At 65.8% G+C, this 18226-nt stretch carries 16 protein-coding genes; 7 read left to right on the plus strand and 9 right to left on the minus strand.

All coding sequences use genetic code 11. The features are described from left to right. Nucleotides 1-8 precede the first annotated feature (8 nt). A complete protein-coding gene (locus FOZ76_RS19445) occupies nucleotides 9-1016 on the minus strand; it encodes a zinc-dependent alcohol dehydrogenase family protein (protein WP_143949949.1) in 1008 nt (335 codons plus the stop codon). Nucleotides 1017-1307: 291 nt separating this feature from the next. Here FOZ76_RS19445 and FOZ76_RS19450 point away from each other — a divergent pair, with 291 nt between their 5' ends. Next, nucleotides 1308-2351 carry an AraC family transcriptional regulator gene (locus tag FOZ76_RS19450; protein WP_143949950.1) on the plus strand — a complete coding sequence of 348 codons (1044 nt, stop codon included), beginning with the start codon at nucleotides 1308-1310 and terminating at the stop codon, nucleotides 2349-2351. 55 nt (nucleotides 2352-2406) lie between these two features. Here the strand turns inward: FOZ76_RS19450 and FOZ76_RS19455 are convergent, their stop codons facing one another. After that, a complete protein-coding gene (locus FOZ76_RS19455) occupies nucleotides 2407-2967 on the minus strand; it encodes an RBBP9/YdeN family alpha/beta hydrolase (protein WP_143949951.1) in 561 nt (186 codons plus the stop codon). Nucleotides 2968-3059: 92 nt separating this feature from the next. After that, the gene (locus FOZ76_RS19460) at nucleotides 3060-4040 is read right to left on the minus strand and encodes a quinone oxidoreductase family protein (RefSeq protein WP_143949952.1); all 981 of its coding nucleotides are present in this window, start codon (nucleotides 4038-4040) and stop codon (nucleotides 3060-3062) included. Between the two features lie 418 nt (nucleotides 4041-4458). Between FOZ76_RS19460 and FOZ76_RS19465 the strand changes: the two genes are divergently transcribed. The 5 genes from FOZ76_RS19465 to FOZ76_RS19485 all read left to right on the plus strand — a co-directional run bounded on the left by FOZ76_RS19465 (nucleotide 4459) and on the right by FOZ76_RS19485 (nucleotide 9934). Then, the gene (locus FOZ76_RS19465; protein ID WP_143950658.1) at nucleotides 4459-5301 is read left to right on the plus strand and encodes a TauD/TfdA dioxygenase family protein; all 843 of its coding nucleotides are present in this window, start codon (nucleotides 4459-4461) and stop codon (nucleotides 5299-5301) included. A gap of 53 nt (nucleotides 5302-5354) precedes the next feature. Continuing rightward, nucleotides 5355-6185, plus strand: coding sequence for a GntR family transcriptional regulator (locus FOZ76_RS19470; RefSeq protein WP_246129646.1), 831 nt, complete (start codon nucleotides 5355-5357; stop codon nucleotides 6183-6185). A 572-nt stretch (nucleotides 6186-6757) separates the two neighbouring features. Further along, nucleotides 6758-7711, plus strand: a complete 954-nt coding sequence (locus FOZ76_RS19475) for a Bug family tripartite tricarboxylate transporter substrate binding protein (protein ID WP_143950660.1) — start codon at nucleotides 6758-6760, stop codon at nucleotides 7709-7711. A 38-nt stretch (nucleotides 7712-7749) separates the two neighbouring features. Then, nucleotides 7750-8808 (plus strand): beta-keto acid cleavage family enzyme, encoded by a 1059-nt coding sequence (locus FOZ76_RS19480; RefSeq protein ID WP_143949953.1) that lies wholly within the window; start codon nucleotides 7750-7752, stop codon nucleotides 8806-8808. A gap of 136 nt (nucleotides 8809-8944) precedes the next feature. Further along, nucleotides 8945-9934, plus strand: a complete 990-nt coding sequence (locus FOZ76_RS19485) for a Bug family tripartite tricarboxylate transporter substrate binding protein (RefSeq protein WP_246129647.1) — start codon at nucleotides 8945-8947, stop codon at nucleotides 9932-9934. A gap of 58 nt (nucleotides 9935-9992) precedes the next feature. On the opposite strand, the gene FOZ76_RS19490 is transcribed toward FOZ76_RS19485, so the two are convergent. Further along, nucleotides 9993-10748 (minus strand): sulfite exporter TauE/SafE family protein, encoded by a 756-nt coding sequence (locus tag FOZ76_RS19490; RefSeq protein WP_143949954.1) that lies wholly within the window; start codon nucleotides 10746-10748, stop codon nucleotides 9993-9995. 131 nt (nucleotides 10749-10879) lie between these two features. Here FOZ76_RS19490 and FOZ76_RS19495 point away from each other — a divergent pair, with 131 nt between their 5' ends. Next, entirely contained in the window at nucleotides 10880-11869 is a 990-nt protein-coding gene (locus FOZ76_RS19495) for a LysR family transcriptional regulator (protein WP_143949955.1), read from the plus strand. Between the two features lie 93 nt (nucleotides 11870-11962). On the opposite strand, the gene FOZ76_RS19500 is transcribed toward FOZ76_RS19495, so the two are convergent. From FOZ76_RS19500 to tsaE, 5 genes are all read right to left on the minus strand, one after another. Continuing rightward, nucleotides 11963-13192 (minus strand): MFS transporter, encoded by a 1230-nt coding sequence (locus FOZ76_RS19500; RefSeq protein WP_211366330.1) that lies wholly within the window; start codon nucleotides 13190-13192, stop codon nucleotides 11963-11965. 82 nt (nucleotides 13193-13274) lie between these two features. Next, nucleotides 13275-14255 carry a tRNA (adenosine(37)-N6)-dimethylallyltransferase MiaA gene (gene miaA / locus FOZ76_RS19505; protein ID WP_143949956.1) on the minus strand — a complete coding sequence of 327 codons (981 nt, stop codon included), beginning with the start codon at nucleotides 14253-14255 and terminating at the stop codon, nucleotides 13275-13277. Continuing rightward, nucleotides 14252-16123: a DNA mismatch repair endonuclease MutL gene (gene mutL / locus FOZ76_RS19510; RefSeq protein WP_143949957.1), complete on the minus strand. Its 1872-nt coding sequence runs from the start codon at nucleotides 16121-16123 to the stop codon at nucleotides 14252-14254. Before mutL ends, miaA begins: the two co-directional genes overlap by 4 nt. Nucleotides 16124-16213: 90 nt before the next feature. Then, entirely contained in the window at nucleotides 16214-17776 is a 1563-nt protein-coding gene (locus FOZ76_RS19515) for an N-acetylmuramoyl-L-alanine amidase (RefSeq protein ID WP_143949958.1), read from the minus strand. Beyond that, nucleotides 17728-18225 (minus strand): tRNA (adenosine(37)-N6)-threonylcarbamoyltransferase complex ATPase subunit type 1 TsaE, encoded by a 498-nt coding sequence (gene tsaE / locus FOZ76_RS19520; protein ID WP_143950663.1) that lies wholly within the window; start codon nucleotides 18223-18225, stop codon nucleotides 17728-17730. Before tsaE ends, FOZ76_RS19515 begins: the two co-directional genes overlap by 49 nt. Nucleotide 18226 lies beyond the last annotated feature (1 nt).

The following is an 18226-nucleotide window of genomic DNA, read 5'->3' on the forward strand; positions in this document are numbered from 1 at the left end:
CCCGCGCTTCAATAGCGCAGGCATATCTTGCCAAAGTGCTTCGCGGTTTTCTGGTGCGCAAATGCCTCGGCCATCTGTTCCAACGGATAGCTGCTGTCGATAACGGGGCGCCAACGGAAGTTTTCCAGCGCCCGCACCATATCCTGCTGGTGTTCGCGGCTGCCGACGATCAGGCCGCGCAAGGTTTGCTGCTTGCGCATCATCTCAACGGTGGGGATGCTGCCGGCAAAGCCCGTGAGCACCCCGATCAGGGCAATATGGCCGCCGGCAGCGCAGGCGCGGATCGACTGGGGCAACGTGCCGGGGCCGCCCACCTCCACCACGATGTCGACGCCACGGCCGCCCGTCGCCGCCAGCACCACGTCGCCCCATTCGGGCTGGTCCTTGTAGTTGACGACCTGATCGGCGCCAAGGGCCAGCAGGCGTGCCTGCTTGGCGTCGGACGAGGTTGTGGCAATGACCCGCGCGCCCATGGATTTGGCCATTTGCAGCGCAAAGATGGAGACCCCGCCCGTGCCCAGCACCAGCACCGTGTCTCCCGCTTGAATACGGCCGTCCACCACCAGCGCGCGCCAGGCGGTAAGGCCGGCCGTGGTCAGCGTGGCGGCCTCTTCGTGCGAGTAGCCCTTGGGCGCGGCGGTAAATGCCTGGACAGGCATGTTGACCCGTTCACGGGCAAAGCCGTCCACGCCATCGCCGGGAACCGTCTGGAAAGTGCTGGGCACGGCGCGGCCCGCCTGCCAATGCGGGAAAAAGCACGACACCACGTTATCGCCCACGGCGAACTCCGTCACGTCCGGGCCCACGGCGGTCACCACGCCCGCACCGTCGGCCATGGGAATGCGGCCATCCTCCGCGCGGGCGTGGCCCGTCACGACGCCCAGATCGTGGTAGTTGAGCGAACTGGCGTGGACGCGCACCTGGATCTCGCCCGCCTTGGGCGCGCCGGGAGAGGGTAGCTCGACGAGACGAAGGTGGTCCAGGCCACCGGGATGTTGGAGTTGAATGGCTTTCATCGTTGTCCTCGCGATAGCCTGAGCGACTGGAAGAGCGCAGTCGGGTGGGCATGGTCAAATACCGGCAAAAGAAGAAGCCGCGGGCCAAAGACGGGGGGCAGCGGCCATCGGCGGAGAAAGGTACCAACAAATATATCATCGGCAGGCGCCCGGTATTCCGGCATCCGTACGAGCCAAGAAAGCGGGGTCGGCTCCAACCAGCGGAGATCGCTTTCACTTGACATTTCATGACAGAAACCTATGATCAACGGCTAAGATCCTCGTCGTGCTTCAACTATCACGGTTACCGGTATGTCGTCACTTGTCCGTGCTGCGAGCCTGACCAACTACAGCGAGGTTGCTCGTGCGGTGGGACTCGACCCGGTGCGCATGCTTTATGACGTCGGATTGAGTCCGAGCGTACTGCGCGAACCCGACCTCATGATTACGGTCGAGCATGTCGGCAAGCTGCTGCATATGTCCGCCGTTATGTCGAGCAACGAGAACTTCGGGCTGCGCATGGCCGAAACGCGCTTTCTGTCCAACCTCGGGGCGGTGGGGCTGTTGATCCGCGACCAGACGACGCTGCGCGACTCGCTTCAGGTACTGATGCGTTATCAGGCGCTGCTCAACGGCGCATTATCGCTGGCCATCGAGGAGTATGGCGATCTTGTCGTCCTTCGCGAGGCGGGGATTGCCAGCAAGGCCAATCAATACACACGCCAGCGGGTCGAGCTGGCACTTGGCGTCATGGTGCGCATGATACGCCAGCTCCTGGCCCCCGATTGGCAACCACGGCGCGTCTGCTTCGAGCATTCGGCGCCGCGCGACACGAGTATGCACCTTCGTTTTTTTGGCCGTAGCATCGAGTTCGACGCCGACTACAATTGCATCGTCTGTACGAAAGCCGATCTCGATACGCGCAACAGTTCTGCCGACCCGGCAATGGTGCGCTACGCGCAGCAGTTGCTGGACAAATCCGTGGTGTCGCCGCAGGCAACGATACTCGAAGACGTGCGGCGTACGATCCTGCTGCTGTTGCCCAGCGGGCGTTGCGGCATTGAGCAGGTGGCCGGACACCTGGGGGTGGTAACCCGTACCGTACAGCGCCGGTTGGCGGAGCAGGGGCAGAGTTTCTCGTCCGTCGTGAACGAAATTCGCAAGGAACTCGCCACGCGCCATGTCATCGAGAGCGATCGTCCCTTGACCGAGGTGGCGACTTTGCTTGGGTTCTCCGCGCCCAGCGTATTCTCTCGCTGGTATCACACGCAATTCGGTTGCAGCGCCAAGGATAGCCGTGCCGCACTTGTCGCTGCCCGCCGTCCGCCCGCTTATACGCAGCGTACGCCGGCGTAGAATCGCCCGCCTGTGCCCGGCCGTAAACGGCAGTGCGCTCATGAGAGGGAGCGGCTTAACGCAGTTCTTCAAGCAATTCCGCCGCACGCGGCCATTCGCCAAATCCCGAAGCCGGGTTGAGATGGCCCACCGCTCCGACATCGATCAGGCGACTGCCCCAGGATTCCGCCATTGCTCTGACGCGTTCGATGCGGGCAAGAGGGTCGTTCGTGCTGGCCGCCACAATGGACGGGAATGGCAGGCGCGACATGGGTATGGGCATCCAGCCGTTATCGCGCAGAGCCTCCATCGTCGGATAGCCGGCGGGCAGGGGCGCTTCGAAGTCCGGGGGCGCTGCGAGCAGAGCGCCTTTGATCTCACGCTGGTGCTTTTGCGCCCAGTGCACCGTGATCATCACCCCGGCGCTGTGTGACACCAGGACAACCGGTCCAGTGATACCGGCCAGTGCGTCATCGAGCGCCTCGACCCTGGCCGCACAGCTCAGTTTGTCGTGTTCCAGCGGCGGCACTGTTCGGGTATTGCGCAGCTTGGCCGCAAGAAGCGTTTGCCAATGATCCTCGACATGATCCCGCAGGCCGGGAACGAACAATATCGTTGGAGACGAAGTAGCGGTCACTGAATCCAAATCCGTAAACGTATTGGCGGGAGCTGCGTCTCTTGCGGGGTGGGGCCTTCCGGCGGGCCCGGATTTGCCGACAAGGGCGAAACTCAAATCACGAAAATCGAAGAGCCCGTGGTCTTTCGGGCTTGCAGGTCCCGGTGCGCCTGCACTGCGTCCTGCAAGGCGTACTTCTGATTGATTTCGATGCGTATGCGGCCTGCCGACACATGGCCGAACAGCTCATCGACCAATTGCGCCTTTTCCTGCGGATCGGCGATGTAGTCGGCCAGACCGGGGCGGGTGATATAGGCAGAACCTTTGCGGGCGAGGATCGCGGGGTCGAACGGCGGGATTTTCCCGGAGGCGGTGCCTACGCATACCAGCAGGCCGCGGCGTTTGAGCGAATCCAGCGAGGCCATGAAAGTATCTTTGCCCACGCTGTCGAACACCACTGAAACGCCCGCGCCGTCGGTGATTTCGCGCACACGCTTGGCGACGTCTTCGCGGGTGTAGTAGACGATATGGTCGCAACCGTGGGCGCGCGCTATTTCGGCCTTGGCCTCGGTAGAGACGGTTCCGATCACATTGAGGCCCAGAAGCTTGGCCCACTGGCACACGATGAGGCCCACACCACCGGCTGCAGCATGCAGCAACAGGGTCTCACCACGCTGGAACGGGTAGATCTTTCGGCATAGATAGGCGGCGGACAAGCCGCGCATGGTCATCGCTGCGGCGGTGTCGCAACTGATGGCCTCGGGCAATTTGATCAGCAAGTCCGCGGCGATCAGCCGTTCGGTGCTGTAGGCGCCCAGTGTGTTGGTGAAGCCCGTGTAGGTCACGCGCTCGCCAACCGACAGATGGGTCACGCCGGGGCCGACGGCTTCGATCACTCCGGACGCCTCATTGCCGATGCCGCTGGGAAGCGGAACCGGGTAGATGCCCTGGCGAAAGTAGGTGTCGGCAAAGTTCAAGCCGACGGCCACGTGGCGCAGACGCACCTCGCCCGGCCCCGGCGCCCCGACCTCAACCTGTTCAAAACGCAATACCTCGGGCCCGCCGGTTTCATGGAATGTGACTGCTGTCGTCATGTTGTCTCTTGTCTGGTGAAAAGTCGCGCGAATTGGCTGCTGTCCGCCGGCTCTCGTGTTGCGCTGGACTCGTGTCTGCCCGACCCGCGACGATGGCTCACATCATTTGGCTAGGCCCGAAATTGCGCTTTGCTTTGCATGCCATGAGGTTTGCAAATCATGACTTTTCGTGCCGAGCCCGCTCATGCTGGAAGCCGCCTCGCCCGGCCGACGAGGCGTGCAGGCCGTGTCCCACAACCGATCCGACCCGCATCGGTCAGCATGATATTATTTATGTCGACATAAATAAAGTAGTTTGATATCGTCTTCTACCACGTGGAGGAACGAGGGCGTGCTGCGGCATCGCAGCAGCGTGGTGCGTGACCAGAGCCCGGCGACGGGTGTGTCGCCCGCCAAAGACCAGGAGATATCTATCATGATGAAAGTGGATCGGCTGACCGCCTGCATCGGCGCCGAGGTGTCCGGTGTGAGCTTGGGCGACGCATCCCGGGATGCGGGGCTCTTTGACGACATCAAGGCGCTGCTGCTCCAACATCGCGTCCTGTTCTTTCGGGATCAGGACATCACACGGGCCGAGCATGTCGCCTTTGCGCACAGGTTCGGGGATCTGGAGGCGCATCCGGTTGCGGGAAGCGATCCGGCGCATCCCGGCCTGGTGCAGATCTATCGGTCGGAGGCAAAGAACCCGTACGAGAACAACTACCACACCGACGGACTCTGGCGGCCAAACCCGTCCATGGGTGCCGTGCTGCGCTGTATCGAGTGTCCCGAGGTCGGCGGCGACACCATATGGGTGAACATGGTCGAGGCTTACCGGCAATTGCCCGATGACATCAAGAAGCGCATCGAGGGGTTGCGAGCGAAAAGCAGCATCGAGCATTCGTTCGGCGCGGTCATGGATCCGGAAGAGCGTCGGAGGCTCGCGGCGCAGCATCCCGAGGTGGAGCACCCCGTCGTGCGCACGCACCCGGAGACCGGCGAGAAGATTCTCTATGTCGCCAGCTTCACGACGCATTTCGTCAACTACCATACGACCGAGAATGTGCGCCATGGCCTGGACAAGACGCCCGGCGCGGGCCTGCTGCTAAACTATTTGCAGAGCCAGGCATCCATTCCCGAGTATCAGGTGCGCTTCCGTTGGAAGCCCAACAGTGTTGCGATCTGGGACAACCGTTCGACTCAGCACTACGCGGTCATGGATTACTGGCCGGCTCCTCGCAGGATGGAACGCGCCGGAATCGAAGGGGATGTTCCTTACTGAGGATGTGCCGCGGATTTCTCGATATGCCAATTCGGAGCCAGTAGTGTCGAATTGTGAAGCTCGACAAGAAATGGACTTCATGTTGCGTCATGGCTCGAAATAAAACCGAGAACATTCCGGATCTTTCCACACTGCTTACGCCCAAGAATGCATTGATGCTGGCTGTCGAGCGGGCGGTGCTGCGCGGTCGGGAGTGGGCGTACACTTCGGCGCCGATTGCCGAGCAGATTGCCGTCCGGCTGGCGGCCGTCATTACGCTCGACCTGGTGAAAGCGGGGCAGCGCCTATTGGAAAAGGACATCAGCGAGGTGCTGCGCGTGAGTCGGGCTCCTGTGCGCGAGGCCCTGCACATACTGGAGCGCGACCGCCTCGTCGAGTTCCAGCCCCGGCGTGGTGCCATCGTTACGGCGCCTGACGAGGATGAACTTCGCGACATCTTTCGCGTGCGCAGTGTCCTGTACCTCACCATGCTCGAAGAGGTGGCGCGTGCAAGCCCGGTCGAACTCGAGGCATTGCTGATCGCGCATATGCCCAAACTGGCGAAGGCGGCCAATGAGTCGGCAGACGCCTATACCGTGGAAAGTTTCCTTCTGAATTTCGCGGTGGTCAGTCTGTGCCGCAATCGACTCCTCGTCGATATCCTGCATTCCATTTCCTTGCGAACGATGCGTTATGTCCGGCTGGGATTCGTGGCTGCGCCGCAGGCGATCCAGACATCCTGCCAAGCCTGGCATGAACTGCAAATGGCCACAACCCAGCGTGACGTCGAACAGCTCATTTCCCTTGCGTCTTCACGCCTGGACGAAGCAAGAGACGCTGCCATTCGGACGCTCGATCCGGAGCCGGAATCAAGCCGGCGGACGCATGCCCGTAAAACGGCCTGACCGGCCCTCGGCCTGAGCACGGCGTACTCGCTGCAGGGGCAGGCTGGCGGCGGGAGCCGCACCACAAGCAAGTCCATATTGATCCGTTTGCCCAGCGTGGGCGATCTATCGGCGCGGGCACCGCGCCCGGCGTGCTCGCACGCTACCCCGACGATGGGCATGCACCGATCGACAGCAACCGGGTCGAGCGCCGGATCCGCCCGCGTGCCTGAGTGACGTGCTCACGCGCTGCCCACGCAAAAGAACCATCAAATCCAGGAATCGCTGCAGCACCCATGGACCGCTGGCCGCTGAAGGCGCTGGGGCAAGGTGGGACTGGCGGGCACCTGCATCGCATCCGCAGCCTCGAGCCTGCCTGGGGCGTTCGGGCTTGTGTCCATCGGTGGCATGAACTGCAAAATCGGTGTCGCGTAATGGAAAGCGTATAGCCCGCGGGGCGCTCAAACTTCATGCATAAGAAGTTTGTCGACCGATGCCATCGACACGATCGGGCGGTCACCGGAACTCCAAGAGCAGAGACCAGGAGAGACAGATTGCAGAAGCTGAATAAAAGAAAATCGCTTGCGTGCCTGATGGCGGCCGCGCTGAGCGCCCTCATCCCCGGATCCGTGGCGCTGGCCGATACCACCTGGCCGAACAAGCCCATCCGCCTGCTGGTGGCGGGCACCCCGGGCGGTACTGCCGACGCGTTGACTCGCGTGCTGGCCGAGGGCTTGCACAAAGAGCTTGGCCAACCGGTGATCGTGGAGTCCAAGCCCGGCGCATCGGGGGGTATCGCGATACGGGAGCTGATGGTCAATGGCAAGGATGGCTATACCTTCCTGGTCATCCAGAGCGGCGCGGTCAGCGAGATGCCCTTGGCCTACAAGGTGGATTACCAGCCTTTTGACGATATGAAGCCCTTGGTCAAATTGAGCCATACGGGGCTGGTTCTGGTCGCCAACAAAGACCTGAATCTGAACACGCTGCAAGACGTGGTGAAGTACGGCCAGGAGCAAAAGGACGGCGTCAATTTCGCGTCGTATGCAACCGGACTGAGAGGGCACACCTCCGGCATATTGCTGGGCCAGCTCACGCACATGGAGATGCACTATATCGGCTACAAGGGGTCGCCGCAGGCCCTGGTCGACTTGGTCGGCGGCCGGTTCCCGTTGATGTTCGACGGCATCACCACGTCGCTGCCGCTCATCAAGAGCGGGAAAATCACGCCGATCGCCGTCAGCTATCCGACACGGATCGGTGAATTGCCGGATGTGCCTACCTTCAAGGAACTGGGGTATCCGCAGCTATCCAAAGCGGGCTGGTTTGCCGTATGGACGCAGCCTGACGTGCCGGCGGATATTCAGCAGAAAGTGCGTGACGCCACCCTGGCGTATCTGAAGCAACCCGCCTCCGTGAGCCGCATCAAGGCGCTGGGAATGGAGCCTGGTGACGAGATGACGAGCGATCAGCTCACTGCGGATCTGCATGAGGCCTACCAGGAGCAGGAGGCCCTGCTGAAATCAATCGATTACAAGGCCGAGTAACTCGCCTCCCACCCTCTTCAACCTGGAGACCTATCGCCATGAATTTCCTCGACGGGCACTTGTATCCCGAGAACCAACAGCCTCTCGTCATTACCGCGGCTCCCTACGCGCCAGGCTGGATTCCTGCGGACTTCCCGGAAGACATTCCGATCACCATGGAAGAGCAAATCCAGAAGGCCGTGGATTGCTACGAGGCCGGCGCCACCGTGCTGCACTTGCACGTGCGTGAACCGGACGGCAAGGGCAGCAAGCGCCTGTCCATGTTCAATGAGCTCATCGCCGGCGTGCGCAAAGCCGTGCCTGACATGATCATCCAGGTAGGGGGTTCCATCAGCTTCGCTCCGGAGGGCGAGGAAGGCGAAGCCAAGTGGCTGTCCGACGATACGCGTCACATGTTGGCTGAACTCGATCCGAAGCCCGACCAGGTGACGGTGACGGTCAACACCACTCAGATGAACGTGACGGAACATGCCGGCATAGACGATTTCAATGGCGTGTCGCGCGGCTTTCCCCACTTGTACAAGACCTACAAGGACATGATCGTTCCCTCGAATCCCAGCTTCGTCGAGGAACACATCCGTCGCCTGACGGCTGCCGGCATCCAGAGCGAGTTCCAGGTCTACAACATCAATAGCTTCGAGACGATCGAGCGCATGATGCGCCGCGGCGTCTACAAGGGTCCGCTGGTGATGAACTGGGTGGCCATCAGTGGCGGCATGGACCAGGCGAACATCTTCAACTTGGCCAATATGCTGCGCGCCGTTCCCGATGGCGCTGTGGTCACGGTGGAAAGTTCGGTGCTGAATGTGCTGCCCATCAATATGATCGGCATGGCTCTCGGGCTGCACGTGCGCTGCGGTATCGAGGACGTGCTCTGGAAGCAGGACCGCTCGGGCAAGATGACCTCTGTCGAGCAGATCCGGCAATTGGTGCGCATCGCCGGCGAATTCGGCCGTCCCATCGCCACTGCGCAGCAAGCCCGCGAGATCTGCAAGATCGGCGTGTTCTACGACACCGTGCAAGAGACGCTGCAGGCCAACGGCTTCGCGCCCAACCCCAAGGGTGGCAATCAAGGCTTCCTGCGCAAGCCGGACTAAGCCTTCGGCGTTTGCGTGAGGGGTGCCGCGCTCGCCGAGGGGCGCGCCGTGGGGACCTCTTGCGGATGCAAGTATCACCGGAATGACCTGGCCGTCGGACAGCGGTGATGAGGCTTGCGGGTTAAGGAGACAATTGATGACATCGGGTACCCACAAAGTCGCGGCGTCCATTCTCAAAGTGGCGATGCTTTTCGGCTCGGCCACATTGCAGACGGCCCACGCGGCCGATACCTGGCCTGAGCAGCCGATCACCATGATCGTATCGTCGTCGGCGGGCTCCGGGCCGGATGCGCTGGCGCGCGCCCTGGCGACGCCACTCTCCACGGCGCTCGGAAAGCCCGTGATCGTGGATAACCGGCCCGGCGCCAGCGGTACGATTGGTATCCAAGCCGTGACCAGAGCGCCGAACGACGGCTATACGCTGCTGTATTCGACCGCATCGAGCACGGTCGTCTGGCCGTCCGTCGGAGAATCCGTGCCCTTTGACGTAACCAAGGATCTCGTGCCGGTCGCGAAAACCGCCGCGGGGGGCGTCTTTCTTGTGGTCGGTTCGGAGGTTCCGGCGAAGAGCCTGGACGAGCTGGTCGGACTGATGAAGGCCGACCCCGGCCAATTCAGCTATGGCTCCTGGGGCAACGGGTCGACCGGGCATCTGATGATGGAATGGCTGAAAGGCGAGACCGGCATGCAGGTGCCTCATGTCGCCTATCGGAGCACCACACAGATGCTGACCGAATTGGCGTCGGGTGTACTCAACGTGGGTTGGACGGATCCCAGTGCGCTGATTCCGTTCGTTCGCGCGGGAAAGGTCCGTGCCCTTGCGATCAGTGGCGATGAGCGTGCTCCGCAATTGCCGGACGTTCCGACGCTGGCCGAATCGGGCTTCGCGTTCGATCAAGTGGGCTGGTTCGGGATCTTTGCGCCGGCTGGCACCGACCCCGACATCGTCAAACGTCTGAACCTGGAGATCAACAAGATCCAGGGCTCCGAGAAAATGCGCGAATTGATGACGAACCTCAACTTCGCGGCGCCCCCGCAGAAGACACCCGAAGAGTTCAAGGAGATCATCGAGCACGATCTGGCGAGCTGGAGCAGGATCGTGACAGACGCCGGCTTGACCTTCTGAGCGGCTGTGGATGCCGGCACGGCCGGCGGGCAAGGCGCCCGGCCGGCGCGCTCCGCACTCAGGCCATGCGCTCGATCAGCCGAGGCACGGAAGACGCCAGCAGAGTCGCGCCGGACGCCGTCAGCAGGCCCAGCACCACCTGGCGAAAACGCGCTTCGCTGATGCGCGCGTAGAGCCGGGCTCCGAGCAGCGTGGGCACCAGCATGGCGGGCGCCACGACGGCGAACAATGGCAGCATGTCGCGGGTCACGATGCCCGTGGCCAGGTAGGTGGCCATCGTCACCAGCAGCATGGACAAGTTGAAGTTCTGGATCACGCTGCGTTGCGTGTCCTTGGGATAGCCGCGCAGCGTGCACCACAGCGTGGGCAGCGTGCCGGTGAAGCCGCCGATGCCGCCCAGCACGCCGCCGGCCAGCCCGACCGCGCCGTCGGCCACCCGGCCACCGGCCGGGATCGCCGGCAGATGTCCGGACCACAGCATCGCGGGGCACCAGAGCACCAGCAGACCGCCCAGGATCGCCTTGAACCACGTCATGTCCAGGTGCGGCAGCAGCATGACGCCCAGCGGTATGCCCGCCAGGCCGCCCAGCACGAAGGGCAGCAAGCGCTTCAGGTCGAGGCCGCGCCGCACGCTGACGGCCGCCACGATCTGCCCCACCAGCGCGCCGAATACCGCCAGCGCGGCCGCCAGGCGAGGTTCCAGCGCCCAGGCCCAGAACGACATGGCCACCATGCCGAAAGCAAATCCCGAAAGCCCCTGCACGAAGCCTGCCACCGCTGCGCCCAGGGCCGCGACGAGATAGACCGATTCCATTGCCGTCCTCGCATGTCTCTTGTCTTGCGCGCTCCCGCAGGCCACGGGAGGCGTCGGCAAGTGTCGGACAATGGCATAAGCAGAATATCGTATATTGTTATCTCATCATATTGATTTTCTTATGAGGCTGCATGTCCACACCGCCGTCTCCACCGGCTGCTTCGACGACGTTGGCCCGCCGCATGATCGCGCGCCTGAAGATGAAGCACCTGATGCTGCTGCTGGCCATCGGCGAACAGCGCTCCTTGACGCGCGTGGCCGAACGCATGGCGACCAGCCAGCCGGCAGTCACGCAGACGCTGGCGGAGCTGGAGGGATTGTTCGGCGCGCCCTTGTTCATTCGCTCGCCTCGCGGCATGGAACCGACGGCGCTCGGCGAGCTCGTGCTGGCGCGCGCGCAGGCCCTGTTGGCCGACCTGGACCACTGGGCGCAGGACATCGAGGCGCTGGGGCACGAGCGCGCCGCACACCTGCACGTGGGCGTGATTCCCTTTCTGCCGGGACGCATGCTGGCCCGGGCCATCGACGGTACCCGGCCAGGCGGGCAGCGCATCACGGTCACGCTGCACGAGAACACCAGCGACCGTCTGCTGGCGCGGCTGCGCGATCACGAGCTGGACTGTGTCATCGGCCGCGCTTCCGCCATCCTCGACATGACGGGGCTCAAGCATACCGTGCTGTATCGGCAGGAGCCGCGCTTGATCGCGCATCGACGCCTCGCCGCCAGGCTCGGCCGCAAGCCCCTGGCCTGGGGCGAGCTGACCGGCCTCGACTGGGTGCTCGGCGCGCGGCAGACGCCGATGCGCGAGCAGGTCACCGATTTCTTTCTGCGTGCCGGCGTCGAGCCTCCACCGCCTTTCGTCGAAAGCCTGTCGGCCAAGGTCATCGGCGAGCTGGTGGCTGCGAACGAGCGAGCGGTGTCGATCGTGCCGGCCGACGTGGCGGCAGAACTGGTGCGTATCGCGGGCGTGGCCATCGTGCGCCATCGCTTCGGCTGGACCTTGCCGCCGATCGCGCTGTTCCAGCGCAAGCGCGGCGCGCAATACCAGGAGCAGCAGTTGTTCGCGCAGGCGTTGCGCCAGGCCTGCGCCGAGATGGCGCAAGCGCCGGCGAGCGAGTGAGCCCGGCGGGCGATTCGATGGGCTGCGCTCCACTCGCTGCGCAGCAGCGGTCGGCAGGCTGATGCGCAGCGAAGGCGATGGGGCGTGTCGGTGCTACCTGCTGTGCGCCGCCTGGCTGAGCGAGCGGCGTTTCTTGAGCACCATCAGGCCCATCAGCGTGACGGCGGCGATGCCGGCGCCGCAGACGAAGGTGCCGCGATAGCCGACGGTGTCCCACAGGGCGCCGGCGAGCACGCTGGCCAGCAGCAGCGCCAGGCCAGTGAGCAGGTGAAAGACGCCGAAGGCCGTGCCGCGCAGTTCGGCCGGCGCGCTGTCGGCGATCAACGCACCGAACAGGCCTTGCGTAAAGCCCATGTGCAGCCCCCACAGAGCGACGCCCAGCGCGAGCCCGCCCAGACCCGGCATGAAGGCCAGGGCCAGGTCGGCCGCGATGAGCAAGCACAGGCCGACGGCCAGCACGGACATCCGGCTGACGCGATCCGACAACACGCCTGCCGGATAGGCGGACAGCGAGAACGCGATCGCCATCAGGACGAGTACGAGGGGCGCCCACATCGGCGCCAGGCCGGCTTCACCGGCGCGCAGGAGCAGGAAGGCTTCACTGAAACGCGCCAGCGTGAACACCACGCCGACGGCCACCACCCCCCAGTAGCCGGCGCCCAGGCGCGCCATCGTGCTGAGGCTCAAAGGAGCGCGCGGCCGGGCGGCAGCCGGGCGCGCCGGCTCGCGCACGAAGATCACCAGCACGGCCACGGCCAGAAAGGCCGGCACGACGGCGATCCAGAATACGGTCTGGAAGTGGCTGGCGGTGAGCCACATCAGGCCCATCGCCAGCAATGGCCCCATGAACGCGCCGATCGTGTCCAGCGTCTGGCGCAGGCCGTAGGCGGCACCGCGCAGCTCGGGCGGCGTGATGTCGGCCACCAGCGCATCGCGGGGAGCCCCGCGGATGCCCTTGCCCACGCGGTCGATGAACCGCGCGCCGACCAGCCACCCCAGCGTGCCGGCCAGCGGAAACACCGGCTTGGTGGCGGCCCCCAGGCCGTAGCCCACCACCGCCAGCAGCTTGCGCTTGCCGAGGCGGTCGCTGAGCGAGCCGGAGAACACCTTGACCACCGACGCCGTGGCCTCCGCGATGCCCTCGATCAGCCCCACGGCGAGCACCGACGTGCCGAGCACGGTCACCATGTAGATCGGCAGCAGGGCGTGGATCATCTCCGAGGAGATGTCCATCAGCATCGAGACGAAGCCCAGCGCCCAGATGCCGGCCGGCATGGCGCGCCGGCCGGAGTGCGCGGCGAGCCGTTCAGCGGTTTTCATCATGGGCCTCGAACACTTGCCCGGCATAGCCGTTCAGCAGCACGCTACTCACCTTGCATGTCCGCGATGTCGTTCTGCAGCGGCTTCAGCCGCCGCACGTGTCGGGGTTATCGGGCAGATTCGTCGCCGAGTATATCGAGGCCACGGTGTCGACCACGCCTGCCGCCGCGTCGGTGCGCAGGCAATCCACGATGCGCCGTTCGGGGCGCGCGCGCAGCCAGGTGATCTGGCGCTTGGCCAACTGGCGGGTGGCGGCGATGGCTTGCTCACGCGCCTGGGCGAGGCTGCATTCGCCCGCCAGGTGCGACCACGTCTGCCGGTAGCCCACGCAGCGGATGGACGGCAGCCCCGGGTGCAGGTCGCCGCGCTCGCGCAGGGCGGCGACTTCGGCGAGCAGGCCCTGTTCGAGCATGAGGTCGTAGCGGCGCGCGATGCGTGCATGCAGCCCGGCGCGCTCGCCGGGCTCCAGACTGATGGCGTGAAAGTCCAGGCCGGCGGTGTCGCCGGCGCGTCCGGCCTGGCTGGCGGCAAGCAGCTCGCTCATCGGCTGGCCGCTCAGCAGGCAGACTTCGAGCGCCCGCTGGATGCGCTGGCTGTCGTTGGGCGCGAGCCGCGCGGCCGTGGGCGCGTCCAGGCGGGCCAGTTCGGCATGCAACGCCGGCCAGCCTTCGCGCGCGGCGCGCGCCTCGAGTTCGATGCGCAGCGTGGCGTCGGCCTCGGGCAGTTCGGCCAGCCCTTCCTGCAGGGCCTTGTAGTACATCATCGTCCCGCCGGCGAGCACGGGCGTGCGGCCACGATCCCGGATGGCGGCGATCAGGGCCAGCGCATCCGCCCGGAAGCGGGCGGCGGAATAGGTCTCGGCCGGGTCCACGATGTCGAGCAGATGCTGGGGCACGCGCGCGCGCTCCTCGGCGCCCGGCTTGGCGGTGCCCACGTCCATGCCGCGGTAGATGGTGGCCGAATCCACGTTGACGATCTCGACCGGCCAGCGCTCGGCGACGGCCAGCGTGGCCGCGCTCTTGCCGGCCGCCGTCGGGCCCATCAGCAGGATCACGGGGGTTTTCATCGGCCGCGCAGGAACAGCTTGTCCAGGTCCGAAATGGTCAACTGAACCCAGGTGGGCCGGCCATGATTGCACTGGTCGGCGTTCTCGGTGGTTTCCATCTGGCGCAGCAGGGCGTTCATCTCGGCCAGCGTGAGCTGGCGGTTGGCGCGTACCGCGCCGTGGCAGGCCATGGTGGCCAGCAGCTCGTTGCGCGCCTGGGTCAGTAGCTGGGATACGCCGGCTTCGGCCAGATCGTGCAGCACTTCACGCGCGAGCTGTTCGATGTCGGCCTGCGCCAGGGCCGCCGGAACCGCCCGCACCGCAAGCGCCGCGGGGCCCGCGCCACGGATCTCGAAGCCGAGCTCGTCGAGGGCGTCGGCGTGTTCCTCGACCAGAGCGACTTCCTTTTCGTGGGCGGAGAAGACCACTGGGACGAGCATGGGCTGGCGCGGGACGGACTTGGCATCCAGCGCTGTCTTGAGCTGTTCATAGACGATGCGCTCGTGCGCAGCGTGCATGTCGACCAGCACCAGGCCATGGGCGTTCTGCGCCAGGATGTAGATGCCGTGCAACTGGCCCAGGGCCATGCCCAGCGGCAGCGCGTCCGGCGTGCGGGGCAGGGCGGGAGCCGCGGTCGAGGCCGCGCCGGGCCGGGCCTGAGGCGAGGCGGCATCGCCCATCGGTTGCGCCGTCGGCAGCGGGCGATAGAAGGCCATCTGGCCCAGGTAGTCGGGTGCCCGGGTCGGTTCGCGCAGGCTGAACGGCATTTGCGTGGGCGGACGGTAGGCGGGCGATGCAGCGGGCGGCGCGAGTCCGCCGGCGGGCGGCGCGGGGACATGGGTCGCCCCCGCGGCAGCCTGCGCGCCGCCGTCCGGCAGGCCGCCGGCCTGCCCGGCCGGCACGGCGATGACGTCGCGCGCGGCGGCGTGCACGTAGCGGTGTACCGCGCCGCTGTCGCGAAAGCGCACTTCATGCTTGGCCGGGTGGACGTTGACATCCACCGCGGTCGGGTCCACGTCCAGGAACAGGACGAAGGCCGGCTGGCGATCGCCGTGCAGCACGTCGGCGTAGGCGCTGCGCACGGCGTGGCCGACCGTGCGGTCGCGCACGAAGCGTCCGTTCACGTAAAGGTATTGCCGATCGGCGCGGGCGCGCGACGCGGTGGGCCGGCAGATGACGCCGCGCAGGGCGATGGCGCCCGCCGCGCGCTCGATGAGCAGGCCCTCGTCGAGAAACCCGTCGCCCAGCACGGCGGCGATGCGTTGCGCCATGCTGCCCGGCAGCCATTGGCGCTGCAGCCGGTCCTGGTGATAGAGCCGGAAGGCGACGCGCGGAAAGGCGAGCGCGATGCGCTCGACCGCGTCCAGGCAGTGCCCGAACTCGGTGGTCTCGGTCTTCAGGAACTTGCGGCGCGCCGGCACCAGGTCGAACAGTTGGCGCACGTCCACGGTGGTGCCCGTCGGGCCCGAGGCCGGGACGACCGGGCCCACCCGACCGTTGCGGCTTTCCACCTGCCAGGCATGGTCGGCGTCTTCGGTGCGCGAGGTGATGAGCACCTGGGCCACCGCCGCGATGGAGGCCAAGGCCTCGCCGCGAAAGCCCATCGAGGCCACCGATTCGAGCTGCTCGAGGCTGGCGATCTTGCTGGTGGCGTGCCGCGCGAGCGCGAGCGGCAATTGCTCGGCGACGATGCCCGAGCCGTCGTCGGTGACGGCAATGCGGCGGATGCCGCCGCCTTCGAGACGGATCTCGATGGCGGACGCGCCGGCGTCCAGGGCGTTCTCGACGAGTTCCTTGAGGACCGAGGCGGGGCGGTCGATGACTTCGCCGGCCGCGATCTGGCTGATGAGCAGATCCGGCAGCGGCGCGATCGGGCGCAAAGACGGCATCGTGGCGGGCCGGTGGGCGGACAAAGCGGCATTATAGGCCGCGCCCGCCGGCCGGAGCGTGCCGTCGCGCCCCGCCGCCGCGCCCCGGCCTCAGCGGCTGGCGACGTTGACGATGGCCGGATTGGCGGCCAGGTAGCCCTGGATGCCGCTCAGGATCGCCGCCGCCATCTGCGCCCGGTAGGCCGGCGTGCGCAGTTGGCGTTCTTCCTGCGGGTTGCTGATGAACGCGGTCTCGACCAGGACCGAGGGAATGTCGGGCGAGCGCAGCACGGCGAAGTTGGCCTGCTCGACCCGCGGCTTGTGCAGGCGATTGATGCGCGCGATGTGCTCGAGCACCGCGCCGCCGAGCTTGATCGAATCGGTGATCTGGGCGGTGGTCGACAGGTCGAGCAGGACCTTGGCGATGAGCTGGTCCTGCGAGCCGATGTTCACGCCGCCGATCAGGTCGGCCGCGTTCTCCTTCTGGGCGAGAAAGCGCGCGCTGGCGCTCGAGGCGCCGCGCTGCGACAGCGCATACACCGACGAGCCGTTGGCGCTCGCGCGCGTGAAGGCGTCGGCGTGGATCGAGACGAACAGGTCGGCCTGCGCCTGGCGCGCCTTGAGCACCCGGGTGTTGAGCGGTACGAAGAAGTCGCGGTCGCGGGTCATGAGCGCGCGCACGCCGGGCATTGCGTCGATGCGTTCCTTGAGCAACTGGCCGATGGCGAGCACGACGTCCTTTTCGCGCAGCCCGGTGGGGCCCACGGCACCCGGATCTTCGCCCCCGTGGCCAGGGTCGATCATCACGGTGATGACCCGGCCGCGCTGCGACGGCGTGCGCGCGGGCGGAGGGGGCGGGCGCGTGGCGCGCAGGACGGCCTCGGACGTGGATTCCGAGCGCAGCGGGTCGCTGGGCGGTTCGACGCGGGCCACCGCGGGCGGCCCGCTCGGCCGCGCGGGCGGCGATGGCGGGCGCGCCGTGCCGGGCGCGGCCGGTGCGATGGGCGAGGAGTGCTCCGGCGTGCCGATGCGCAATTCTTCGATCACGCGGGCGAGCGGGTCGTCCTCGGGGCCGACCAGCGCCATGAGCGGGTCGCGCGCCTGCGTCGGATACAGGTCGAGCACCAGGCGGTGCTGGTACTCGGCGATCGGCTTGAGCGTGAAGACCTGCGGCACGATTGGCTGCTTGAGGTCGAACACCAGGCGCACGACGCCGGGCGTGTTCTGGCCCACGCGCACACTGGCGATGTAGGGGTCGTTGGGCTGGACCTTGGACACCAGATCGCGCAGCTGCGGGCTGATGTCGATGCCCTTCAGGTCGACGACCAGGCGGTTGGGATTGGCGAGCGTGAAGTGCTCGGTGCCGAGGTCGCGATCCAGTTCGAGCGTGACGCGGGTGTATTCGTCCGCCGGCCAGGTGCGCACGGCCACGATATTGGCGGCGAAGGCGAGCCTGGGCACCAGCGGCACGACGAGCAGCGTGGCCGCCGCGGCGAGCAGGCGGCGGCGGCTCGGAATGCCCGGCAGCGCAGGTGCTGCGGCGGGGGCGGCGGCGCCAGCCTGGAGCGGGGCCGCGGCGCGGGTTTCGAAAGGGGCAGGCGAGCCATCCGGGGCGGCGGGTTCCGCTAGGCCGACGGGGGCTTGTGCGCGTTGGGGAACAATGCGTTCAGCCATGATTGTCCATGCTCGCTCGATGCTGTCAGGGTCGCCACGCGGCCGTCGCCGGCGGGTTCCAGGATGATTTCCAGATCGGGCGGGGGGAGTTCTGCCCCGGCTTTTTCAGCCCATTCGATCAGTACCACGGCGTCTTTCGCCGCCAGGGCATCGCGAAAACCTGCGTCCAGCCATTCGCGAGGATCGTTAAATCTATAGAAATCAAAGTGATAGAAGTATAAGTTAGAAACCTCATAAACTTCAACAAGGGCGAAGGTCGGGCTCTTGATTCGCCCGCGAATGCCGCATTCGCGCAACAACGCCCGCGCAAACGTGGTCTTGCCGGCGCCCAGGTCGCCCGTGAGGTGGATGCGTCCCCCGTGGCGGACCAGGGGGGCGAGGCGGCGCGCCAGCTCTTGCGTGGCGGCTTCGTCGGGTAGTTCGAGGCGGTGGGTGCAGGGATCGGTCATG

Origin of the sequence: Verticiella sediminum (assembly GCF_007558815.1) — a bacterium.
GTDB classification, from domain to species: domain Bacteria; phylum Pseudomonadota; class Gammaproteobacteria; order Burkholderiales; family Burkholderiaceae_B; genus Verticiella; species Verticiella sediminum.